General features: G+C 42.8%; 20 protein-coding genes. 5 read left to right on the top strand and 15 right to left on the bottom strand.

Features of this window, described 5'->3' with window-relative positions; translation table 11 throughout:
* Positions 1 to 3: 3 nt before the first annotated feature.
* The 8 genes from SOO65_RS11770 to SOO65_RS11805 all read right to left on the bottom strand — a co-directional run bounded on the left by SOO65_RS11770 (position 4) and on the right by SOO65_RS11805 (position 9,498).
* Positions 4 to 1,455, bottom strand: coding sequence for an SPM autocatalytic domain-containing protein (locus SOO65_RS11770; RefSeq protein WP_321389934.1), 1,452 nt, complete (start codon positions 1,453 to 1,455; stop codon positions 4 to 6).
* Positions 1,456 to 1,475: 20 nt separating this feature from the next.
* Positions 1,476 to 2,579 carry a prepilin-type N-terminal cleavage/methylation domain-containing protein gene (locus SOO65_RS11775; protein ID WP_321389937.1) on the bottom strand — a complete coding sequence of 368 codons (1,104 nt, stop codon included), beginning with the start codon at positions 2,577 to 2,579 and terminating at the stop codon, positions 1,476 to 1,478.
* Positions 2,576 to 3,046: a type IV pilus modification PilV family protein gene (locus SOO65_RS11780; protein ID WP_321389939.1), complete on the bottom strand. Its 471-nt coding sequence runs from the start codon at positions 3,044 to 3,046 to the stop codon at positions 2,576 to 2,578. The genes SOO65_RS11775 and SOO65_RS11780 overlap by 4 nt, the downstream gene beginning before the upstream one ends.
* Complete coding sequence (locus SOO65_RS11785; protein WP_321389942.1) at positions 3,043 to 5,928, bottom strand: hypothetical protein; 2,886 nt, start codon at positions 5,926 to 5,928, stop codon at positions 3,043 to 3,045. The genes SOO65_RS11780 and SOO65_RS11785 overlap by 4 nt, the downstream gene beginning before the upstream one ends.
* 120 nt (positions 5,929 to 6,048) lie before the next feature.
* The gene (locus tag SOO65_RS11790; RefSeq protein ID WP_321389945.1) at positions 6,049 to 6,621 is read right to left on the bottom strand and encodes an FHA domain-containing protein; all 573 of its coding nucleotides are present in this window, start codon (positions 6,619 to 6,621) and stop codon (positions 6,049 to 6,051) included.
* A complete protein-coding gene (argS, locus tag SOO65_RS11795; RefSeq protein WP_321389948.1) occupies positions 6,621 to 8,366 on the bottom strand; it encodes an arginine--tRNA ligase in 1,746 nt (581 codons plus the stop codon). Before argS ends, SOO65_RS11790 begins: the two co-directional genes overlap by 1 nt.
* Before the next feature lie 37 nt (positions 8,367 to 8,403).
* On the bottom strand, positions 8,404 to 8,841 hold the full coding sequence (locus SOO65_RS11800; RefSeq protein WP_321389951.1) for a GNAT family N-acetyltransferase: 438 nt from the start codon (positions 8,839 to 8,841) through the stop codon (positions 8,404 to 8,406).
* Positions 8,842 to 8,889: 48 nt separating this feature from the next.
* The gene (locus SOO65_RS11805) at positions 8,890 to 9,498 is read right to left on the bottom strand and encodes a hypothetical protein (protein WP_321389954.1); all 609 of its coding nucleotides are present in this window, start codon (positions 9,496 to 9,498) and stop codon (positions 8,890 to 8,892) included.
* 106 nt (positions 9,499 to 9,604) lie between these two features.
* Here SOO65_RS11805 and SOO65_RS11810 point away from each other — a divergent pair, with 106 nt between their 5' ends.
* Both SOO65_RS11810 and SOO65_RS11815 read left to right on the top strand, forming a co-directional pair.
* Complete coding sequence (locus SOO65_RS11810; protein ID WP_321389957.1) at positions 9,605 to 11,626, top strand: toprim domain-containing protein; 2,022 nt, start codon at positions 9,605 to 9,607, stop codon at positions 11,624 to 11,626.
* A 2-nt stretch (positions 11,627 to 11,628) separates the two neighbouring features.
* Positions 11,629 to 13,059 (top strand): DNA gyrase subunit A, encoded by a 1,431-nt coding sequence (locus SOO65_RS11815; protein WP_321389960.1) that lies wholly within the window; start codon positions 11,629 to 11,631, stop codon positions 13,057 to 13,059.
* A gap of 26 nt (positions 13,060 to 13,085) precedes the next feature.
* Here the strand turns inward: SOO65_RS11815 and SOO65_RS11820 are convergent, their stop codons facing one another.
* From SOO65_RS11820 to SOO65_RS11840, 5 genes are all read right to left on the bottom strand, one after another.
* Positions 13,086 to 14,417: a sensor histidine kinase gene (locus SOO65_RS11820; protein ID WP_321389964.1), complete on the bottom strand. Its 1,332-nt coding sequence runs from the start codon at positions 14,415 to 14,417 to the stop codon at positions 13,086 to 13,088.
* Positions 14,418 to 14,509: 92 nt separating this feature from the next.
* Positions 14,510 to 16,117, bottom strand: a complete 1,608-nt coding sequence (locus SOO65_RS11825; RefSeq protein ID WP_321389967.1) for a hypothetical protein — start codon at positions 16,115 to 16,117, stop codon at positions 14,510 to 14,512.
* A gap of 9 nt (positions 16,118 to 16,126) precedes the next feature.
* Positions 16,127 to 17,578: a hypothetical protein gene (locus SOO65_RS11830; protein WP_321389970.1), complete on the bottom strand. Its 1,452-nt coding sequence runs from the start codon at positions 17,576 to 17,578 to the stop codon at positions 16,127 to 16,129.
* Between the two features lie 8 nt (positions 17,579 to 17,586).
* Positions 17,587 to 18,270 carry a hypothetical protein gene (locus tag SOO65_RS11835; RefSeq protein WP_321389973.1) on the bottom strand — a complete coding sequence of 228 codons (684 nt, stop codon included), beginning with the start codon at positions 18,268 to 18,270 and terminating at the stop codon, positions 17,587 to 17,589.
* The gene (locus SOO65_RS11840; RefSeq protein ID WP_321389975.1) at positions 18,263 to 19,390 is read right to left on the bottom strand and encodes a hypothetical protein; all 1,128 of its coding nucleotides are present in this window, start codon (positions 19,388 to 19,390) and stop codon (positions 18,263 to 18,265) included. Before SOO65_RS11840 ends, SOO65_RS11835 begins: the two co-directional genes overlap by 8 nt.
* Before the next feature lie 117 nt (positions 19,391 to 19,507).
* Between SOO65_RS11840 and SOO65_RS11845 the strand changes: the two genes are divergently transcribed.
* Both SOO65_RS11845 and SOO65_RS11850 read left to right on the top strand, forming a co-directional pair.
* The gene (locus SOO65_RS11845; RefSeq protein ID WP_321389979.1) at positions 19,508 to 20,335 is read left to right on the top strand and encodes a signal peptidase II; all 828 of its coding nucleotides are present in this window, start codon (positions 19,508 to 19,510) and stop codon (positions 20,333 to 20,335) included.
* Between the two features lie 83 nt (positions 20,336 to 20,418).
* Complete coding sequence (locus tag SOO65_RS11850; protein ID WP_321389982.1) at positions 20,419 to 21,774, top strand: gluzincin family metallopeptidase; 1,356 nt, start codon at positions 20,419 to 20,421, stop codon at positions 21,772 to 21,774.
* A gap of 194 nt (positions 21,775 to 21,968) precedes the next feature.
* Here the strand turns inward: SOO65_RS11850 and SOO65_RS11855 are convergent, their stop codons facing one another.
* Together SOO65_RS11855 and fsa are read right to left on the bottom strand one after the other, a co-directional pair.
* On the bottom strand, positions 21,969 to 22,802 hold the full coding sequence (locus SOO65_RS11855; RefSeq protein WP_321389985.1) for a matrixin family metalloprotease: 834 nt from the start codon (positions 22,800 to 22,802) through the stop codon (positions 21,969 to 21,971).
* A gap of 74 nt (positions 22,803 to 22,876) precedes the next feature.
* Positions 22,877 to 23,521 carry a fructose-6-phosphate aldolase gene (gene fsa, locus SOO65_RS11860; RefSeq protein WP_321389987.1) on the bottom strand — a complete coding sequence of 215 codons (645 nt, stop codon included), beginning with the start codon at positions 23,519 to 23,521 and terminating at the stop codon, positions 22,877 to 22,879.
* Positions 23,522 to 23,591: 70 nt separating this feature from the next.
* Here fsa and SOO65_RS11865 point away from each other — a divergent pair, with 70 nt between their 5' ends.
* Entirely contained in the window at positions 23,592 to 24,377 is a 786-nt protein-coding gene (locus SOO65_RS11865; RefSeq protein WP_321389990.1) for a hypothetical protein, read from the top strand.
* Positions 24,378 to 24,383 lie beyond the last annotated feature (6 nt).

Consider the following 24,383-nt stretch of genomic DNA (forward strand, 5'->3'; position numbering starts at 1 on the left):
AGATTAATCTAGTGGCGACAACCATACATCAAATACATCACCAGTTTTGGTTTTACCGTTTTCAACGTAAGTGAACTTACTCTTCTCACGAGCTCTAGCTCGGTTTTCAAACTTCGTCACATCACGAGTTGAATATTTGAGTGAAATTGAAGCAATTCCACGTGATTTAAGAGAGTGAAGTTCTGAATCATCAGAAACACCGTCACCGTTCTTATCATTCCAAAGAGTGAGGGAGTTAAAGATTTCATCTTTAGCATCGATCACACCGTCTTTGTTACTGTCATGTACTCCAAGAGCAAGGAAGCCGTTCTCATGCTTATCATCTTGGCCGAACAATTGGCTGTTCTTAGAAACTTGTTCGCCTTTATTAAGCTTAGCTAAAAAGTATCCTGGAGCATCTTTTTCAGGCCAGTTCACACGAGTACCTTCTTTCACACCATAAAGTGGGAAAAGTGATACACCATCAAACTTAGGAACTTGTTTATCAAAGAAAAACATAAGTGGAGAGTAGTAACCACCACAGAAACCTTCTGAACCTGGGAACTTCACTTGGGCCGTGAAGCTTCTGTAGGCAGAGGCTTCATCGAAAGATTCAAGTTCGCGAACTGCGGCCAGACCGCGACCACCTTGAGTGTATGAAATACGGTGCCCTGGGGGTTTTGGAACTGTGATCTTCCCATGTCGTACTGCAACTTTGCTACTCAGAGAATCAATACTGTCATTGATCTTAATCTGGATGCTGTTAGCAGAGGCCACAATTTCAGCATTGGCCACAGGAGTTCCACCTTTAAGAAGTTTAACCTGGTCACTGATATCAGGCATAGTTGAAGGGAAGTAGCAGCTCACAGCATTTGTTTTAAGCTGGCCGTGTTTATCGTTAGAAGTGAATTTATAAAGACATGTAATCTGACTATCTACATCACCAGCTCCGATTCTTTGGGCAGTCATAGATGACCCGGCATAGTAGTCAAATTCAGCTCCACCATAACCGCGTGGGTTGTGGCTGATTTTCCAGTTCTCTAATTTGTAATTGAAAGTCCCTACGTTCGGTAGAGAGCAAGTGATGTCTTTGTATCCTTTCACGTTCATGTCCTGACCTTCATTAAATGAACAATCAGTACGAACTCCACCTGAAGCGTAAGTGGCCTTAGCTGGGAAAACAATTTGGTAAGTATCAGTTTTAGCAGCATCATCCGGATTCACGATTGTAAAATTCATCGTAATTGGTTCAGATGGATTCAGTTGAGTTGATACCGGATAGGCACGCAGGTTTGTACCGTAACAAAATGGCTTAAGAGTTACTTCCATATTACAACCAACGGCCCCGCAACCTGTCTTTCTATTTTGGCCAATGGGAGGTGGCACAGGGCTCGCCGAACCAAATGGCGTAACACTAAATTGCGCGTAGGCCGGAATAGAAACAGCGAAAACTGTGAATAAAGTGATCATTTTCATAAAGACCCCATTTGTATTGCTTACTTAGTATTTAAACTCTTTTTTAGTCGAACTTTCTTTAATTTGTAGTCGATGATGGAATTCGAAATGTTGGCCCTAGAAAAAACAATAGATTGTAGGCCTGTCATTAAGATTACGCCCTTTTGGAACTTGATTTGGCCGCCAACTAATGTTGCTCGTGCGCGTCTGAGCTCAATTAAATGGTCGGCAGATGTAGGATTAGGTCTTTCAAGCCAGTACTGAACAATCTCAACTGGAGCGAGAGTTGCGCGGTTATCATTACCCGGAATATAGGGCAATTTATCAAAGAACGATCTTGTTGTGGTTAGACCACCGGTAAGATCAATAGTGGCCGCACAGTTGTATTCTTTATTTGGACGGCAGATCTGATAAGCAGTTTTGATTAGTCCTGCAGGTGCACCTTCAATAGGATAATAAGTCATATCCAATTCATCAGTATTTACTCCACCAAGCATTTTATAAGGACGTTTTACGATGAAGTTACAAGTACCAGAGTTTTCACATGAAACTTTGCATCCACCAGTACTCCCCATTGAGTGGACTGGTGACATACAATCATAAAAATCCATCTCCGAAGTTAGCATGAGCAGGCGGCCCTTCTGCCAAGGAGAGTCGACTCGATCAGCTGTTTTTGTGATCGAGTAGTCTGGATTTGATTTCTGCCAGTTGATACCTGCATAAATTTTGCTGGGACTATATACAGAATTTGGATCAATCGTGAACTTTAAGCTCTCTTTCCCTTGAGGACGCTTCACAATAATGTAGAAAGAGCGAGATTTCGTAGCTCCAGGTTTAATATCGAGAGTTAGCTGACGTGTACAAGTACTGCTTCGACAGAATTCATTCTTAGCGAGAACAAAGAAAGGAAGGTTATTGTCGTCGGCCAGGTTTACATAGTTAAAGCTTGGCTCACCTGATAACAAATCATAGGTGAGTGTCTTCGAAGCACCGAAGCGTGCAATGGTGTTGATGATATCTTCACTCAGAACTTTTGTTTCTTTTTGAGAGAAGTCATAAAGGTTTACGGCAATGAGGGCCAGCATCCCGGTCAAACCGAGGGCCATCATCATCTCAACCATCGAAAATCCGTTTCTTCTTTTCATGGATCCTTCACAATGAATACATATTCTCTAAATTGGTTTGGTAAAAGCTCTCTGTGAGTCATTCTCAGAGTCACTTTATATAAACCTCGGAACTCCATTGTTCCGACTTTGAATGGTGTTACGACATAACCTATTTTCCCTGGACACGTAGGGTATGCCTCAAGAGGCAGCATCCCATCATTGACCCAGCATAGGTTTAGACTTTTTTCTACAGCATCGTAGGTTGTGTGTTTTAAAAATTCTTCGGGCTCGAAATCAATCTTTTCCATCATGATGTTAGATCTGATGGAGCCAATGATACCGGAGATCATGTTTTCTAAATTGGCGTTTTTATCTACAACGGTTTTTTTGTTACTAAGGTAATCGATCCCGTTAAGAATGATGTATCCACCAACGCTGGCGATGGAGATCCCTACCAGAACCTCTAACAGACCCATACCTTTTTGGTTCTTAAATAGTTTTTTCATCTAATCATATCCACTCGAGAATCTTCTCGAATGACCCATTTTTGAATACGGTTAACTTTTTGAGATGTCATAGCATCTCCAGGATTTGCAATTCCGATGTCCGGATCGACGGTCGTCCAGCTGAAGTTATTTGGCCCGTTACTAACCATGTCCATCGGGCTACAAGCATTTACTCGGGCCATGATTGCAGGACTTTCTTTAAGGTCCTTCCACGTATAGCTCATAAGTAGATTCGTGTTTTGGCAAACACCTTTTGAACTACTGAAGTCAGTCATCACTAGATCTGTTGCTTTTGTGTCCCAGATACTGTGCCAGTGCACTTGGGTTGAGCCATCCACCGGTTGGATAAGGTCTTTTACGATGAACGTTCCAATCATATAAAGTGGTTCGCTACGACCACCTTGGATCACGAGTTTGTTACAAACATAGAAGCCATACACGCGATTACGGTTTGGCGGAATGATACATTCTTCAACGACAGACTTAGAGAAAGAAGCGGCATGTCCCTCCAGGATCGGAGAGTTATCAGTTGGCATTGTGAATTCTATCGAACTAATGGGATCGTGATTTGGTGTATCGACCTGTGCACCAGGAGGAGTATTGGCATAGTTCCAGGCGAAGTTTGTACTGCCTGACATATCTAAGTCCCAATCCGCAATTCCCATTCCAGATGGACAACTAAGGTCATAAATTTCTTTAGGACGTGGATCCCATTTATCATCCGGATCACCGGAAAAGTTGTCGTAGTTATCAGTCTTGCGCCAGTTAGATACACTTAAATTATTATATTGATATCCGTTGTCAGTAATAAGAGTTAAGTCATTTCCATCATCACCAGAAATTTTAAGTTTTACGTAACGACTCCACTGGCCGTAGTGGTAAGGCCAAAAATCAAAACGAAGATTTTTTTCATCGTTACTCATTTTGTTTTTTGCCATATTGAAATACATGCTCCACTGCTGATTATAGGTGAAGCTTAGAGTCTTCATGTTTAGCACGAATCCTTCAGAGGTCGTGTGATTGGCCAGTTGAAATGATGCCATTGGTTTTTTGTTGGCGTCTTTCAAGTCATCTTTTAATTCATTAAGTTTGTTTACCAGATCTTTGCGGGCGTCTTTGTAATCGTCCCAGGCATCTTCAGTATCGTTACAGCTGCCAAAGAGACAGGCGTCTTTTTTCGAGAATCCCCAGTCTACGCAATCACTATTTGCGTCTTCTTCACATTCATCTTTAAAGTCTTCCCCTTCGTCTTTGAATTTTTTGTATTCCTGAAGTTGAGAGAAGATATGATCTGATTGAATGGCGTTGTAGAAATTATTTTTCTTGGCGTCCTCTACGCTTTTAATTAGATCTTTGATTTTATTTTCAGTCACATCAAGTTTACTTAGATCTAGTTCCATTCTCGCTTCTGAGCCAACTCCAATCGTTCCACGAAGTGAACGATCATCATTTTTTAATCTGAATTCTCCCAGTGAGGTCAGGCCCGGCGGAGGTGTAGGGATAGAAAAAACAATGATTGGATCTTTCTTGCCACCGCCCCACCAGTTTCCGCTGTTGTCCTCTTCGGAGATAACATCAGGTGACATGCTAGAGGGCTTAAATCTGTTTCGAAGATTGAAGCCCAGTAATATTTTTTTGGTTGTCTTGCTGCCATTAGAAGAAACATCGTAATTAGTAAAACCAAGACGAGAATTGTTGTTCATACTGGGTGTGGTTTGAACTTTGGTCTCTTCAATACATTGTTCAAGGAGCGCCTGGTTTACTGCGGTCTGGGACGCGTGATTGTAGAGATTATAGAAACCCTTGTCTTCCGTAGCATCCAGGTTAAGGCCCCCCAGGAAGCCTCTGAAGTTTGGATAATTATCCTGCTTTGACAAATGTGGATGACCACGGTCATTGAAAGTGTAATCCGCGCCATTACTATTAACCACGCGACCGGCGCGAAAGGTACTACCTGTTCCACCGCCTGAGTTATACATGCCTAAAACTAATGGGGCATAAAAAACAGAACCCTGATCTTTATCATATCCCTCAGGAGGAAGAACAAGGTCTCCGGCCACATATACGGGTCCTCTGAATTCATTCAGGGCCTTTGTATCAAGGTTTCCGTATTTAATGAGCGAGAAGGTATGAAGTCGACGTGGATAGAAAGTGTAGTATGCAGTTGAATCTGCTGTTCTCATCACAGTACAGCTGAATCTTGTTCTCGAGATATCGGTTGTGATGTTAATCCCAATTTTTCTTTCTTCACCGGCACCAATATTGTTGTAGTCCTTTACTTGAAAGATTTCAATGTTCACTTCATTCACGCAGTCTCTAACACTCTTTGAGATGAGATAGAGCGGATGCTGGTCTGTCATATCCTGAAGGATTGCCTGAGTTACCTTGAATTTCATTTTTCCGTCTGTCGGATAAACATCTTCATAGGCAAGAAGGCGAGAGGCCTTTTGCGGAGTTTGATGGTAACGAACGTAATTTAAGGCAAGAATTCGGTTAGCACTTTCGGCCGAAGGCATGGCATTCAGGGGAGTTCCGATGTTCTCGGGTCCCCATAAAATTCTCTCTAGATTTCCCGGATGTGTAACAATATCTTCCATCGCCTTTCCCGAACCGCAATCGTTGGAAAGCAGAAGATCAGTCACACCATTATTCACTGATAAACACCAGCGTTCACGAATCCCGTGAATGAGGTAATCATTTAAGCTTGAAATAAAAACGCGATAGTCGATTGTTGATTCGGCCTTCTTCTTCTCACTATGGAGCTTCGGCAGCATTTCAGTCGTAACATAACCAAGGCCACCAAGGGCAAGGGCCACAATCATGATGGTAAATAGAAGGGAAACACCCGCTTGGTTTTTCAGGATCTTAGAAAAATGTTTCATGTCTAATATTAACTCTCAGAATGGAGTTCCAAACAATATAAATTTTTATTATTGTCTAATTATATGTTTACGAAGGTAAAGTAACAATTTTCTTAATGGAACACTTTAGATTGAGTGAGTCTAATTCTTGTCAGGTGCCATGAACCAGGTGATGGCCAGAATAAGTAGTCCTACTGAGAAAAGAATCCATTTTGTCTTGTTGGATTTTACAACTTCCACTGGTTCTTCATAGGTGACTGGATTACGCGGTCTTTTTGAGATGGGCTTTTTCTCTAGTTCAAGAGTGATAGAAGGCTTGTTGAGTTCAATACGAGCAAGTCTAATGGTCGAAGTAAAATCTCCGCTTGGAGCAAGATCTGAACTTACAACCTTATCAGAACTAGAAGCTCCCGGCTTATTTGAAAGTTCACATTCTAGCTTACCCATCGAAAGAGCAGCATTCGGCGGGATGAGTGTTTTGGTGCTCGGTGGAATTCGCTGACCATTGATAGTCACACCATTGGAGCTACCAAGATCAGTGATATAAAAGACTTCTTTTTCTTTGCTGTAATCGATCTGGCAGTGTTGTCTGGAAATTGAATCATGAGGAACAATCAGATCACACTTGGGCGAACGACCCACGACCACAGAATTTTTGTGAGTCGTGAGATCCATTGTTTTATCAAATTCAATTTGAACTGATAGTCTGATCATTACATTTTCTCTGGGGCCTCAATTCCTAGAAGCGCTAAACCTTGTTTCAAAGTAAGGGCAGTGGCCTTTGAAAGCATCAGGCGTGATGAGCGCACTGGTTCAGGGGCCGAACCCACCGGACATTCAGCATAGAAACTATTATAGGCCCGAGATAGGTCGTATAAATAGCCAGTCAATGCCGAAGGCTTATACTGAAGAGTTGCTTGTTCCACGACCTGATGAAAATTCATAAGTTGCGCCACTAAATCTTTTTCTTGAGGGGCAGTTGCATGAATTTCATTCGAGGTTGGAGCGCCAAGTTTATTCACCATTGAATTAATACGGGCGTAGGCATACTGGATATAGGGACCAGATTCCCCATCAAGCTTCAACCATTCTTGCATATCAAAAACGATTTTCTTTCCTGGATCAATGCGGGTCATACCGTATTTGATGGCACCTTTTGCAACAATTTGAGCTGTTGATTCAATTTGTTCAGGCGACCACTCATTAACGTAACGATTCAGGTATTGCTCCTTAATCATCTTCACCATGTTTTCAATCAGGGCCTGTAGAGGAACGATGTTACCCTTACGAGAACTCATGGCCCCGTCTGGTAGTTCCACGAAGTCATATTGAAGGTGGAAACACTTCTTAGCATTTTCAAAGCCCATGAGCTCAAGCACTTTGAAAACTTGCTTAAAGTGATGTTCTTGCCGTTTATCTACCACGTAGATGTTTTTCTCAATATGGTAGTCCTGAAACTTACGTCTTGCTAGCTCGATATCTTTTGTAGCGTAAAGGCCGTTACCATCAGACTTCAAAAGCATGCAGAAACCAAGCTTATAGTCTTCAAGGTTCACACCAACTGCACCTTGATCTTCAACAAAAAGACCTTTCTGCTGATACTCACGGGCAAGTTTCACTGAAGCTGAATCAACTTCCGATTCCCAGTACCAGACATCAAATTTTACATTGGCCCAGGTATAAACTTCGTTCATGAGTTCAATTGACCACTCACGAGTTTCTTTCCATAGGTCGTAATACTCACCAGATTTCTGTTCTAGTTGTTTTAGGATGGCAGTTAGTTGCTCACGGTTTGAGGCCTCTTTCTCAGTTCCGCGCTCGTCCTCAAGTTTATTGTGGCCGGCCGTATAGAGAGTTCCAAGCCAGGCACCTTTCTTTGTTTTAGGAATTTCACCTTTATAGTGAAACTTCAAATACCAAAGACATTTAGCAACGTGAGTACCCACGTCGCCCGGGAAAGTCGAAGCAACGATATCAAAACCAGAGTAGCGGTGAAGTCGAATAAGAGCGTCACCAAGACAAAGGTTTCTCATATGGCCCACGTGCATTTCTTTGTGGGTGTTTGGTTGTGAGTATTCAATCATTGTCTTCGGCGTATTTTCTGTAAGCTTCTGCTTAAACATGTCTCCGCTTAGAATTGATGGAATAATCTTTGAGGCGATTGCGTCAAAATTAAAAAAGAAATTGAGGTAAGGCCCCATGGCCTTCTTCTCGGTGATGAATTTTGGAAGCTCAGTGAAAGCAGCTTCTAAAGATTTTGCGGCCTGGGCCGGATTCGTTTTTGCTTCTTTGGCAATTTGGAAAAGTGGAAACGCTAGATCACCAGCTTCCTTAGATGGTGTAGCACCAAATAATCCATAGGCCTTTTCCCAAGGGAAAATGATTGAAAAAGTTTTTTCGATGATGGGGGCAATAGCAATCGCAAGTTCTTTGCGAAACTGATCGTGATATGTGAACACGGGTGTCCTCGGGTCTAAAAAATTATAAAAAGATTATCTAATCAATCTTGATAGACATCAAGACATGTTTTCCAATATGAGGAATTGAAAAGAACTCACCAGATGGCTGGAAACCAACTTTCGTATAAAACCCCATGGCCTTTTCACGGGCATTACACCACAAAAGTGTACACTGGTTTTGTTTGATTACTGGGAAAGCGGTTCTTAATAGTGCTGATGACAGACCCTGTCCTTGATATTCAGGAAGGGTGGCCATGCCACGCAGGCGGTACTGATATTGATCTGTAAATTTTTCGTTACGTTCGAAGTAGAAAGAAGCAACACTCACGAGCTTTTTGTCTACGAAGGCGCCCAGGTGAAATGTCATCTCATCATTATCACCCTGAAAGATACAATCATCGAGCGTACCATTTGGACGCAGCATTTTATGTCTGATGTGATGGGTATCAATAGGTTTGATTCTTAAAACTTGCACGCATCGAGATTAAACATAACGATGTGATTTGACAAAGAAAAAACCTGATTAAAAAATTGAGACGCGAATTAAGTGCTCAAGCCCTAGTCGGCCTACGGTTTGGACAAACGTACTGAAAACCACATTTGGTATCTTGGATTCCGGACCCCTCCAGTCGGTTTTCAGACCCAAAAGACAATACTTGCCAACATCATGAACGATGACAGTTCCTTTCAAATCTTTCAAAAAACCTTTTTCAAACACAAACGGATAGTGACCGGGTTTTGTGATTCGAGGAATTTTAAATTCGACCACCATCGGGAAAGGTAGAAGAGCATGATCGATGGTGAAATTTAGTCTCTGTGTTTTGTCGTCGTATTTACTACTTTTAACGAAATCCATGTAGTTGTGATAATTCTCATAGAGAGAAAGTTTTCTCATGGCCCGAATACAATTACGTGGATGAATGCCGGAAACGAACAACATCATTTGTTGTTCTTTCGGGGTAGGAGAGTCGACTTTACCTACTGAAATAACTTCGCCTTTCAATAAATCTTCGATTTGTCCTTCTGAAGGCGTATAAAAAGGTTTAAGCTCCTCCAAAATTGGTTTATCAAAACTTGCAGAAAGACTCACTTTAGTCTGAGATAAAGAACTTTCGTTGATAAAGAAACTCAAGAAAAGAAATAAAAATCGCCATCTCATTGGTTGACCTATTGTTCGGGATGCCCTTAATCTTATCCTATTGATTTTCCTGCAAGCAACTTTAAAGGAGACTTTGACAATGGCCGTCGAAGAAGTGAAGCGCCGTGGCGCAAAGGTCAAGGAAGCTCTTATTGAGAGCAAAGACCAGCGTTGGCACTGCCGAAACCGTGTAACTCTAGTTTTCGGAAGTAATGACATTGAAGAGCTAGATACTTACGTTTATACAACCGATTCTCTCGAGTTTAAGAAAGTAAATTTCCATCAGGCCAAATCCAAGGCCATCGAAGAAATCCTTGATAACTGTATTGATGAGTTTTATCGCGGTCACGTGACTGAAATTCACTGTAACCTTTCACCGGATGGTAAGGTCGTTACAGTTCAGGATAACGGAATTGGGTTCCCGCTCGCTAAAATGAAGGACGTTTATACGGAATTCAGAACGGGTTCGAAATTTAAAGATGAAGAAGTGGATGATAAGGGTTTCCTTTACCGTACTCTTGGCCAAAACGGCCTGGGTGCTTCAGCTACATGTCTAACATCTGATATGTTCAAGGCCACTGTTCGTCACTATAACTCGAAAAAAGAACAAACTTACGAGTTCATTGATGGCGCTCTGAAAATTCATAAAACAAAAGAAAAGCCATTCAAAGGTCCATCTGGTGTAAGAGTTGAACTAACTCTTGCAAAAGAAGTTTATAAAAACCAAGTTGTAGATAAAGAGCTTCTTCGTAAGCGTATTATTGACCTTGCTTACAATAACCCGGGACTAACGTTCTATTTCAATGACGAGAAATACCTTTATAAGAAAGGTCTTTTCGAACTTGCTCAGCGTATTGATGGAACAACTGCTCAGCTCATTGGTGATGAGAAGTTTGTCTATGAAACAACCAACATCAAAGGTGCCAAAGTCAAGGCCCAGTATGATGTTCACGTTTCTGTGACTTTCGATAAGAAGTCAGATGATAAAGAAAGAATGATTTCTTTCGTTAACTCGACTCCGACATATGACGGTGGTTTCCACCACGATCGTATTAAGCGTCTTTATATCAATACCATTAAAGATAAACTTGAAAGAACGGCCAAGAAAGACAAGCTAACACTTGTAGATAACGATGTTCTTGCCGGTATGACTTTCGTGATCGGTATCGTCATGCCGAACCCACGTTTTGAGTCTCAGACTAAGCGTAAGCTTGTTCGTGATGCTCTTCTTGAGAAAGCACTTGAAACTTTCATGGCCGATGGCATGACTAAGTTCATGCGTAAGAACCAAGAGCTTCTTGATCATATCATGGAGAGAGCGAAATCTCGTCAACGTATGATGGATCTAAAAGATGCATCAAAACTTGCGAAGAAAGGTAAAAAGCAAAGAGTTGAAAAACTTCTTGATGCTAACGAAAGAAAAGACCGTACAAAATGTGCTCTATTCATCTGCGAAGGTGATTCGGCCATTGGTGGTCTACGTTCTGCTCGTGATAAAATGTATCAAGGTGGAATTGCGCTTAAAGGTAAGCCGATGAACGTTTCTCAAGCTTCGATTAAAGAAGTTCTTGAGAACCAGGAGTTCGCGGACATTATGAGTTCAATTGGTCTTGCGATTGGCCAGAAAGCAGAAGCTCAAGAGCTTCGTTTCTCTAAGATCGTCTTCCTTGCCGACTCAGACGTGGATGGTGGTCACATCAATACACTTCTAACGAACTTCTTCTTCACGTTCTGGCCTGAAATGTTTGAAAAGGGCATGATCCAGATCGCGAAAGCTCCACTTTTTGAGGTTGTGACAGATAAAGGAACAATTTACTGCGAATCAACTGATGAACTTGAGAAGCTTAAAGTTCGTAAAGACATTAAGATTAAAGAGATCATGCGTAACAAGGGTCTTGGTGAAATGAGCCAGGAAGCGTTTAAGCATGTACTTAGCCGGAAAGATTTCACAAAAATTTCTGTGAAAGATATGAGTGCTTCTAAATCAATGCTTGAAACTTGTTTCGGTAAAGAGTCTCAGCTTCGTAAAGACCTATTGATCGATTCAGATGAAATCGATGTTGATCTAACGAACGTGATTGCCGGTAATAAGGCCAAGAAAAAAAGTGAAGCGAGAGCGTAATTATGAAAGATAATCAACAAGCACTACATTCAATGACGGCCGTGCCTCTTGAGGCACTGGTAAAAGAAGAATACAGAACCTATCAGATCTATACGCTGATGGATCGCGCGATTCCATACCTTCAGGATGGGTTGAAGCCTTCTCAACGTCGTATTCTTTTCACTCTTTGGAAGAACTCGAACAAAGGTCTCATTAAAGTAAGCTCACTTACTGGTCTTGTTCTGACTCTTCACCCACACGGTCCGGCATCGGTTGAGCAATCAATCGTAAACCTTGCTCAAGACTATACTTTCTCGAATAACTACCCACTTATCGATAAGAAGGGTTACTTCGGGGAAAGAATGGAAACTCAGGCGGCCGCTGCCCGTTACATTGAGTGTAAATTAGGGAAAGTTGCTGAACTTCTTCTTTTCGATGATATGAACCAGGTTGAAATGGTTCCTAACTATGATGAGAAAGTCATGGAGCCAATGGGACTTCTTCCGAAACTTCCTATCATGCTTCTAAACGGAGCTGAAGGTATCGGAACTGGTTTCTCTTCGGTGATTCCAAGCTTTAACCACGAAGATATTATCAAGTCGATGATCTCATTCATCGAGACTGGTAAAATCAAAAAGATTAAACCTTATTTCCGTTATTACACTGATAAAGTGGAAATTGATGAGAAGGGAAGAATCATCACTAAGATGAGCTTCAAGCAAGTGGGCGAGAAGATCTTCATTACTGAAGTTCCTAAGGGCTACGATGCTCAGAAGATTTACCGTCATCTTAATAAGCACATGGATAACGATTTCTTGAAGGATTACATCGATTCTTCGGTGGATAACGTGATCAATGTGGAGCTTATCTTTAAGCGCGGTCAAACACCGACACTTGCAGAAGTCGAGAAGACCATGGGTACGATCAGCTCGATCGTTCCTAACTACACACTTATTACTGAAAAAGGTGTGAAGGTTTTCAACGCTGTAGAAGAAATTCTGGAAGTGTTCACGGTTCAGCGTCTTGCTGTAACAAAACGTCGTTACGAGCTTCTTATTAAAGATTACGAAGACCGTTTAACAAAGAACAACGAGATCATCCGCTTCATCCGTGAAAAGCACTATGCAATCGCTGAGAAGAAGGCCAACCGTAAAGACTATATCGACTATCTATCTAAGCAGAAGTTTACTTATGCTGAGTACTTGGCCGATATGGCGATCTACCGTATGACTAAGGAAGAAGTTGAGAAACGTCAGCTTCTTATCAAGGAAGAAACAAGCGCTCTTAACGAGTTCAGAAAGGTCCTAAAATCGCCTGAGCAAATTAAGAAGAAGCTTATCGAAGAGCTGGAAGATACCGGCAAAAAACTATCGGCCATCATGAATGATAAAGAGTCCGAGAAGAAAAGAAACTTCGCTAAAGCTAAAGCTGAAAAAACCAAGACAAGACACTAATAAAAAGGGCCCCTAACGGGGCCTTTTTATTGGGTAATAGGTAGTTTAAGAACAAAGCTCGTTGAGTACTCATCCATTTCAAAATACAAATCCCCTTTATGATCCATGGCCATGCCTTTGGAGATGCTGAGGGAAAGTCCTGAGCCTTGATTTACATCCTTGGTAGAAAAGAACGGCTGGAAGAGCTTGGTTTGGTTTTCGGGAGAAACTGTGTTCCCGCAGTTTTTAACTTTAATCAGAATGAAGCCCTTAAGGATTTCAAACTCATAATGAATCCATTTAGTGGTCTTGCAGGTAACAAGGGCATCGTCAGCATTTTTTGTCAGGGCAAAGAGGATCTGGGTAATCTGAAAAGGATTACAGAGGATTTTTACATCAGGGACATCATGAACCTGGAAGTCCACATTGTGGGCCATTAAAAGTTCGTGGCAGTAATTAAGAGTTCTATCGATCACGTCTTTTAGGGGAACAACTTCTTTTGGGGCGGTTTCCATCTGAAGCGAGAAGTACTTAAGGCCCTCAATCACATTTTTAATTTTAAAGATCGCCTGAGAAGTCAGATCCATCTTTGATTGAAGTTCAGGCGTCATTACTTCTTTTTTCTTGAGGTCTCTTTCAACCTGCTGAGATGAACCCAGAATGACCATGAGAGAATTATTTACTTCATGGGCAAGACCTCCGGCCATGTCCCCCAGGGCCGAAATTTTCGAGGCATGAATGAGTTTAGCAGTCTGATCTTTTAATTCATCATAAGAGTCTGCGAGCTCTAATTGAGTGGTAAAACGTTGAATCAGCAGGGCCCGATAATCCCGGTACTGCTTTAACTGGTAGACGATGAAAAAGGCCATGGCCATGGCGACCCATTTCGCGTCTTGGGTTCCTCTTACCTCATATTGGTACAAAGTAACAAGAATCATAGGAACCAAAATCAATAACTGAAAAGGAATAAAGAGAGTCTTGTCGTAGGCCAGAGTAATGAGAGAGGAAGCAAGAAACCCCATCATCACTGTAATGAGAATGGCGAATTGGTACCCGGCCATATTAAGTTCGTAAGTAGAAAGTGAAAAAATCAATCCCCAACCAACTGAGTTGAGCCAAATACTAATTCGAAGCTGATTACGCTGTGATTCGGTCGCAATATCATGAGTGCCGATTTGTTTTGAAACGTAGTATCTCAGGATGTTTGAGAAAATAACGACGAGGCAGGCCCCTTCAATGATACTGGCGTAAATCGTCAGATTGAAGTGATACCAGGAAACCAGGATCGCAATGACAATAAAAGTAATGGCCGCAGGGGTACTTTTGGCCGCCACTTCTTTCCATAACAGATTGTTAATTTGCTTCTGCCTCTGATCCATTGAAAATGAGTAAGCGGAGAATGGAAATTCCGCAACAACTCTTTCTGAGACGAACCAATTCTTAAGGTCCGCTTTAGGTGGAAATGTAGAATTTACTCTAGTCTATTACGCCATTCGATAATCGCATTCTCATATTGAGTTGCGATACTGTCACAATTGGCACCGCAATTATGGCGCTCAGTACGCATTTTACGGACGATTCGCGAGTTAGAAGGGGTATTAAAATCTACCACGCCTAAAGTCGCATCATGGGCCGTTTGAGCGTTATCTGATGCGTGTCTAGGACTGGTGCTCATGTGGCAACCCACGCAGCTATAGGCCGAGCTGCGAGAAATGGGATAAACAGTTCCTTGATAGGCCATGAGCGAAGTTTGAGTCTCTGTTCCGCCGCCCGTTCCACCAGTGGTTGTGCCAGTTGCATCTGTTGGATAAATTTCTTCGAATGAGAATTTAAATCTGTCTCCCGACAGACCCTTGTCCTTGATCACGATCATGGCGTATTTTGAAAGAAGATTATCACTGGCCGAGGTGATCTTATTTACCAAGGTATAGGCCGAATGTTGAGGTGAGTAGGCGCCGTTAATAAAGAGTTTGATGTTTTTTACTTTAACGTTTGAAGGTGCCACGATCCGAGGCTTAGTGAGCTTGTAACTATAAAGATCATAATCCACGATATCGATTTTAAAACTTCCGTTGGGAATTCGAGGCGAAAGATCAAAGCTCAATGTGATTCCGAAAAAGTCATTCACTTCCTGGCCATTAAAGGCCGGATCTGAAGTGACCACAAAGGCCTGAGCGCGAGCGCCGTCCTCACGTTGACGAAGTTCCAGAGTATATTCTGTTCCGGCCACGAGATTCATGGAAACATTTAACTGTCGCCATTCAAATCGAGAGCCAGCTGGGAACTCTACATTTCGGGTACTCAGAAGAACTGAAGTTGGTCTCTTGGTGTCTCTTACAGTCATGAAAAACGAATTGTCCTGATCTGTTGGCCCTTGAACCAGACCCCAAATGCGATAGGCCCCACTGGTTGGAACTTTGAAATTCATGAAGGCAAGACCTGCGTTTTGGTCATTGTTCGCAAGAGTATTGTTAAGATTATTTTCTACCGTGAGATAAGGGCCATCGCCTGAATTCACTAGAACCATCGGCGCTTGTCTCATGGCCGCTTCAACATTAATTTTTACCGTATTTGAACTAGGAGCATTTCCAGCGTCGACAAATTCCATCTCGAGTGTGTCGGTTTCAGAGGTATAAATCGCCAGATCAGAAGGTCCTTCATTATCCACTTCACCGGAAACATCACGGGCCGCTTTCCAGGATTCAATGGCCCTCTCCATCGCCTGAGCATTGGCCTCGCAATCACTCCAGCAGTTATGGTTTTCACCACGAAGCTTCGCCACAATACGAGAGGCTGAGATGTTTTCAAAATTTACTTTTTTCTGAGAGACAAGAATGTCATGGGCCTCACGATAGTCATCAGAGGCATGCATTGGTTGAATAGTTGAGTGACAGCTAATACAATTTGAACGAGTGATCGAATAAACCGACTTCTGGAAAGATTCATAAGAAGCTTCTGAACCGCTTGAGTGGTAACCACTCTCAAACATGAGTTCACCGGGTTTACCACAGTTGGTGTAAACCGCCAGGATCGTTCCCAATAAGAAAATGACTGCTAATTTGAAAATATTAAAATTCAAAATTTCACCCTATCTTAGTTTATCAAAAACCAGGTAACGATCCAGATTATTTCTAAACGGGTCATCTCCGACCACATTTTCAAAGTTGCCTTCAAGCCCATGAAGGGCGAGATAGTTTGCGACCATCGCCTTTGAAGTTGTCACTACGCTGTTACTGGTAAGAAGGGCAGAGCCTTCTACGGCACCATTTGCCTTGAAGTAACCAATCTGACGTTTCGTTGTTCTGAGGCCTGGACGACCGTCTTTTTTGTAGACCATCATAAAAGTTGATGAACGCTGACCTGAGTCTCCGGACCAGATAAATTTTCCAGAGCCATCGACAGTGCCACCGGCCGCAACTCCGCCGTCTGTTAAAACATAAATGACAACATCTGTGTCTTTCACTGCCGCAAGTTCCATAATGGCACCCATAAGCTGGCCAAGTTCAAAATCCTTGGTGTCACCTGTGGTTCTTGTGCCGTCGTGATAATCAAATCCACCGAGTGTAATAGTTCCTACACCGATGCGACCTTCCAGCACTAATTTAGTGATGGCCCGTGAACGATTGCGTACATCTTGATTGTTAATTTTATTAAAAATAGTTTGAGAGTCGGTATCATTGTTCGGATCAACGTCAGTTGATTTTACTCGGTATAACTGATCTGAGGATTCAGAAAATCCACATGCCACCAGGGCCTGCACTTGTTCTGGAAGTGAGCGACGTGAAAAACCAGCGAGCTTTCTTTCGCTGATTCTTGAGGCCGCATTCAGGATGCTTTTAACTTTTGTTTCAGAGAATGAACCAAGAACGTTTCCGGTACTCACGAGGTTAATCGCCTCTTGGCGAGAGGTGATTCTCACGGGAGCAACTGCCGGGTTAATGGAGTCAATGGGTGAAGTCGAATTACCACCTGAATCGGTTTGTTGAGTTCCGGCCAGTTGAGTAAGACTGCCCTTGGCACCGGCCTTGTGTAACCAGTAAATAGGGTTTGATTGATTGTTACCGGTATCATCATCTGAAGTTGAACAAAAAATGGCCCCTTCAGTTTTGTCACGAGTTCCTTGAGAGGTGATATTGCGAATACCCTGGAGGATCCCTGATCCAGAATGAAAAGCAAGTCCCATTTCAGTGTTTACCTGTCCAGATTTAGAGGGATGAAAATCATTGGGAAGACCAAGGGAAGCGTAGTTCGCGAGGAAGTCCATTTGTCCTCCAGCGCCGCCAACCATGACGTTAGAACCCGCGATATTTCCACCGCCGGCAAGATCAATGATAATGACCGGAGTTAAATGACTGATGATTGCAGGAGAACATTCCGCCGCGTGAGCACTTGAAGAAAGTAAAGATAGGGCACTTGGTGCGAGAGCAAACGCTGTCATTCCAAGAAAGCCTTGAGCGAGGAAATCACGTCTGGTTTTAAGACGGTGTCCTTCGTGATACATGGGTTTCAAAACATCATCAACGTCATGTTTCTTCTTCATATATTTCCTTAAAGTAGGATCACGTGGGCACTCGAAAGAGTGGCCGTGCACAGACCTTTCATGGCCTTTACTGTAAGTGCTGAATTGTTTCCTTCATTGGCCACTGGAGTTGAAAGTTGCACCAGGAGTGCATCGAGTTCCAACTGAGCTTCTACCAGTTCTTCACCTTCTACCATTCCGAGCCAAAACGCATCGATGACACTGTTAATGGCATCTGTTCTTCGTGCCGGTGCCATTTCTGCTCCCGGCGCCATCCCGAAATTAAACGTTGGCCACACCACAGTTCTTAGTGTCTGACTATCAACCAATGAGTTACAAAATTGGGCCGCGAGTTTTGAAACAGCGATTTGATGAGTAGGTGAAAAGACCTTTACGTCATTTCCGGTAGGAAGAGAAAGTGCCACTTCATTATACACTCTCATAACATCGTTATTTGTCTGAGGATCAACACCAGTGAGTGTTGCCATGGTTTGAAGAATCTGTTCATGGTTTTTGATCCCGACTGATACTTGAGTCTCATTCAGCTCTTGTTCTTCACTCTTAGGCACACTTGATGGAGGCGTATAATTACTATACTCAGAGTCAGTGTGCTTAATGTCCAAAGTGTTACTCGGCATACAATGAGTAAAGGTCACGAGGAGAATCCCGAGCATCAGGATTGCAGTCATTTTGACTGCGATTTTATTATTCATCTTCATCGGTAATACATCCCACTGAAGTGTTCACAATTAAGTTTTTAAGATTGTAATTATCTTGCTCAAATTCATTGGCGAGACTGTCAACCGTCGCCTTATCATCAGTATTGACGGCATCTTTCATGCACACGAGTTGAAAGACCTTTGAAGCAATACAAGCTGAGAAGGCCTTCGACTGCGAGAACATCTGACCGATGGCCTTAGCACCACTTCCAGTTGTGTTTCCGCGCCAGCCAAGTTTTGCGTTCTGGCCCTGGGCCCAGAGGTTTAACCAGGAGTCATCAGTCGTCACATAAGCATCTGAGTGATAAACATTGTGATTCATTTTGGTCACAACTGTTCCTTGCGTGTAATTCAGGCGACCACTTACAAAATCATAGTAGGCGTAGGCGCCACCAAGAGCGTCCTGGCCCGCGTGACAACCAACACATTTATTTTTGTAGGTTCGCGCGTCTCCACCTGGTTTTCTCTCCACGTCTCCGCGTACTCGAAAATCCGGAATAGTCACGTCATGAAGTTCCTCATAGTCTTTACAGAGATAATTCATGAATATGAATCGATTCACGCGACGATTGGTTCCCGCAGAGAAGAAGGCCTCACCAGCAGCGCGAGTGGTTGTAACTCCTGCAACTGCGGTGGCCGGAAGACCCGTCATGGCAGACTGAGTTTGCCTTACCAGATTGTCTTTCAGATTGAGATTTCTTGATTCGGCATTTTTATAGTGATCATTATTTGTGAATGAATAGGCCGGAGTCGCACCAGAAACCGTATAAAGAATGTCACTGTGAAGAACCTGGGCAAATGGAACTTCGTCACGAACCACACCAATGATGGTGGCAACGTAATCGTTTAGATCCGCCCGAGAAGTTTGCTCGCGGTTACTCCAGGGTTTAATCCAGTTCTTCAAAACGATGTTGTAGAAATTTGGATTATTCATGGCGACTTTCGCCGCATCTTCTGCACGGCCGCCACGAATATGGTTTGTCATTACCTCTAACACATCTTTTTTCGGCGGAACTCCGGTCAAGCGGTTGTGGAGTTTCCACGCTTGCTCTTTCGGGCCGGCCCATGTGTGAGAGACCATGAGAATAGCTAGAAATAATAATCGCTTTTTCAAAAAGCCTCCTGAATGTATTAATCCCTTCGGAATTCGTTCTTAAAACTTGTTTAAAATGAGGTTGAGCGGTGGAGTCAGGAATTGAAGATATTTCAGCGTTTTCCGATGAGAAGACCAATGAACAAAAGATTTCTTATATCAGGATTAATCCTGGTGATAAGTATAGTAGTGGATCAGCTCACCAAATGGTGGGGGATGACCCTTTCTACCCTGCATTTCAATCAGGGTTTTATCATGGGTCTCTATGCAAATCTTCCCGACAATATTCGAATTGTGGCCCTGGGCTGTTTTGCGGGGCTGGTGTTTTTCGTTTACGTGTTCTTGATGTACATCATTCCATCACGCGCGAGTATTTTGAAATACGGTCTTTCACTTTTAGTAGGTGGAATGTTTGGAAACGTGATCGATAAAATTATCTATGGAAAAACCATCGACTTCATTCCGTTCAATGGAACTGTTTTTAATTTCGCCGATGTCTTCTTGTGGGTCGGGGTCGCACTGGTTTTGTTCGTCATTTTCGGGAAAGAAAAGCTCGTTTGGCATCCAGATTCTATGAGAGGCAATTATCTTATCTGGCCCAAAGAGCAGTACAAGGTCGGATTAAACTTTGCGTTGGTAGTTTTTTCATGCTCTTTGATTTTAGGGATATTTTCATTTTCGTTTTTTAACACCTCGGTTTCACCATTTATCACGAACAAACAGCACCTCATGCTGACGTATTTTCTAACTTATATTTTGATCACTTTATTATTCTGCTCCATGGCCTTCCTGGCCGGAATTGTAATTAGTCACAAAAGTGCGGGCCCTCTCTACGCTTTTGAACTTTATGTAGATGATTTAATTGAAGGGAAGGACCGTAAGCTCACTTTCCGTGATGGCGACAACTATCGTGACCTCGAACAGGTGGCCGATCGTCTCCGAGATTACATTAATAAGCATAAATGACGCATGGCTAATTTTACCCCCTAAACTTGTCACTTCGCCCCTTATTTGATCAAATGCGCTACTTGATTGATTAAGGAGTTCTTATGAAATTTTTCCTTCTAGGTCTTTTGTTTGTGACGTCTGCTTTTGCCAGCAATGATCTATCACACAGACCAAAATCATTTCTAACGAGCAGTGGAAAAGCTGTATTTGTAGATTTCACAACTGCCGACTACACCATCAATTACGACATTACTTCACGTCGTGCGGTTGCAACCGCCATGATTAAGTTCTTCGCCCCTGAAGCTGGTATGCCGATCTTTGACAGTTACGCAGATCCATCTTTCGTGGTTCTCAATGGCCAGAACGTTTCAAGCTTCTCAACAAAAACTCCCGGCCGCGAAACGACTCTCCGTGTAGTTAATCAAAACGTTGCCGTAGGTAACCATACGCTTTCTGTAACTGTTCCACTTACCACACTCGTTGATTACGTTGATGGTGGTGTGAAGAGTGCTTTCTGGGCCTCTGACCTTGATGACCGCCGCTTCCTTGAGCGCTACATGCCCGCAAACTTCGAGTTCGATCAAGTTAAAATGACACTTACTCTTAATTTCCTGGGCGCTAAAACAATTCAAAACGTCTACACCAACGGTGTGGTTGAAGAAGTTAAAGCTGGTACCTACAAAATCAATTATCCGGCCCATTACACTTCATCGAGTATTTTCTTTCATACAACTCCTGCATCAAGTGTAGTTGAAACTCGTTATTCACTTAAATCAATCGATGGCCGTGAAATCCCAGTTGTTATCTACGTTACTAAATCTGCTTCTGCAGCAACTGCTCTTGATCAAATGAAAGCGGCAGCTACTGACGTTTTCCAAGAGCTTGAGCGCGACTACGGCGCTTGGCCTCACCCATCACTTACAATCTACAACGCCGGCTCAGGCGGCATGGAGTACTGTGGTGCTACCATGACTTCAGTAAGCGCAGTTGGGCATGAGATGTTTCACTCATACTTCGCCCGTGGTGTAATGCCGGCCAATGGTAACACAGGTTGGTTAGATGAGGCCTTGGCCTCTTGGAGAGACAAAGGTTACCAATCCATTTCTGTTCTTTCAGGCACAAGCATGATGTCGAACAGACTTTATTACACTCGCCATACTGATTACTCAGCTTACTCATTTGGTGAGCGTTTCATGAGCTATATGGACAACAAACTTTCTTCGAAGGGCGGCCTTAAACCTTTCATGCGCCATATGGTTGAGAATCGTCGATTTGCTCCATTATTCGTTGAAGAGTTCATTCAAGAAATGAGTCAGTTCTATGGCGTATCTCTTGAAGACGATTTCAAGAAATACACTTTCGGAACAAAAAATAAATTCGACTACAATAAGAGCATGCAGACTGTTCCTCACATGCACCAAAAACTTTCTCTCGAACAACTTCAAGAACTTCTCTAAATTCTCGGCGGGGATTCGTCCCCGCTTTTAATCTCCTATACTTAACTTGATTTTACTTTCGCCAGCGAAAGTGGATTGTTCCCACATCACTTTTTGCTTGCAATTAATATACGGAAATGTTACGTATTGATCAAGTAAAAAAGAAAGTTACTTCCGCCAGCGAAAGTAAAAAGGAGAGAAGTTATTGAAATGAATTATTTTAATGAGGCCGGATGACGGTTTACAACCTTACCATTCATACGGTGAACACATTCCCCATCAGGATATAACTCGATCTGCATTTTAACTTCCGTACCGGCGTCGCGAGGCTTGTACTCTTTACGAGGCGTCACCATTTGAGAAGAACCAGAAGAGCTACTGAGGGTGTAATTGTAGTGAGAGGCGAGAGTCACTTGATCAAGTGGAGTTGGATCTCGTTTCTTATCACCTGAGCTCACTGAAGGGTACATTACTGTTGAGTATCGTTGCGAGTAAGTGACGTTCTGATGGTTAAGACCAATGAAGTGGCCCATCTCATGGAGGATAACGGTTTTTAGATCGTAACCGTAGCCAGAGTCACCGCTGTAAAATGTGTATCGGTAATTCACTAAAATATCGGCGTGCTGAATAGAAAAGTACTCATCACTTGCGCCAGAGTTATAAAGTGTTCCGAACATCTGAGTAACTGCAAGTGCACTTGGAAGATCCGTGGGCCACTTAACAACTTTATAGATGCCGAAAATGCTGTCTTTAAAGCCATCTGAGCTTGCGACGGTATCAGATTTTTCAGCAACAGGAGTGCTTTGAACTAAAAAGAATGATTTTTTGCCTTCAGAGGCAACATCCCATTTGTCGGCCATGTCGTTGATGTTTTCAACTTCGGCCGTATCAAAGTCTTCTGAAACATAAACTGTTTTAGGGAATGATTGACTGCCCCAGACGTGCGGAGTTTTGCTTGTAACGACACCACCGGAGGTGATCTCTTCAGTCTTCGTTGCATTACAGGCAACCAGTGAGAATAAAATGGGAACGAATAATAGCGTCTTCAAATGTACTCCGGAGTCAGGGCCGACACATTTCTGTATCGGCTCTTTCCGAAGTAATTTGAGATTAAATTAGAGTCTTATTTCTTAGACTTAGCGTGATCGGCCATGAATTGGTCTAGACCATTTTTAGTTAGCGGGTGGTTGAATAAACCTTCGATAACTTTGAATGGTAGAGTAGCTGTGTCGGCCCCTACCATCGCGCAATCTTTCACGTGAGTCGAGTGACGAAGAGAAGCGGCCAGGATTTTTGTTTCGAAACCGTAGTTGTTAAAGATCACACGGATTTCCTGGATAAGATCCATACCTGTCTGGCCAACGTCATCCAAGCGACCAACGAACGGAGAAACGTAAGTCGCACCGTTTTTAGCAGCGAGAAGGGCCTGGTTAGCAGAGAAGATAAGAGTAACGTTCGTTTTGATGCCTTTCTTTGAGAAATGCTTACAAGCGATCATTCCGTCTTTTGTCATAGGAAGCTTGATCACCACGTTCTTGTGGATTTTAGCTAGTTCTTCGCCTTCTTTGATCATGCCGTCAGCTTCAAGTGAAATAACTTCAGCTGAGATCGGGCCATCAACGATTTCTGAGATTTCGCGGATAAGAGCGGCCTGGTCTTTACCAGTTTTTGCCACTAGGCTTGGGTTAGTCGTAACACCATCAACGAATCCCCAGGCGTAGGCCGTCTTGATTTCGTTAAGGTCACCAGTATCAATGAAAAATTCCATATTAGTCTCCTAAAGGGGTCGGGTTTAAAACGTCTTGGGTTTCTTAAGAATCTGAACCATAATAAAAAGCATGAGGACATTTGGCCACTTTTCACTCCTGTTTTTTTTCGTATTCAGTCTGACTGCTGGAGCAGTTGTCGTTGTGCCAAATTTACCCAATGAAGGTGTCCTAGGCCCTGAGAACCGAGGATCGATCGATCCAAACGTGGATTATGAGCGTTTTTCAGGGAGAGTTTCAGATAAGGATGACAGTGCTCGGGTTTTTAAAATTCACGTTGAAAACAACAACACTAAATTCTTCCGTGCCGGTGACTCGGTTCTGTTCAAGGTAAACCTCAAAGACACTCGTGATTTCTGTAAGGCCTTCGTTCGAAACGTTGAGGATTTCCATTTTACAATTTATGTAGAAAGCCTGGGCCCATGTTATTCCACTACGGAATATTTCCGTCGCGGCACCGTTCTGAATTTTTATTCAAAAACTCTGGCCCTGAGGGTTTTTGAAGCGAGTAAATACCGCGATCAATTGATTCTTCGAAAGGAAGACTTCTTAAAGCAACTGAATGACATAAATCACTTTTTATGGACCTTCGATCAGCAAAAAGTAAAAACTGCCGCTGACTACGACGAGCAAATCAACCGTCTGCAAAGAGAAAAACGTAAGGCCATCGATGATATGATAACTCTTAAACAAGAACGTCTGGTGCTCCAAAATGAGCTTATGAAAAAGCTCAATGAGCTGGATGAATCCTTGTTATTCTATAGAGTTGAACGTCAGGAGCTCATGACTGACCGTTGGCAACTGGATCACGATCAAGGTCTTCCTGTTGGCCACAGACCACAAGACATCAAACAATAGAAATGC

Origin of the sequence: Peredibacter starrii, assembly GCF_034259205.1 — a bacterium.
In the GTDB taxonomy this organism is placed as follows: domain Bacteria; phylum Bdellovibrionota; class Bacteriovoracia; order Bacteriovoracales; family Bacteriovoracaceae; genus Peredibacter; species Peredibacter starrii.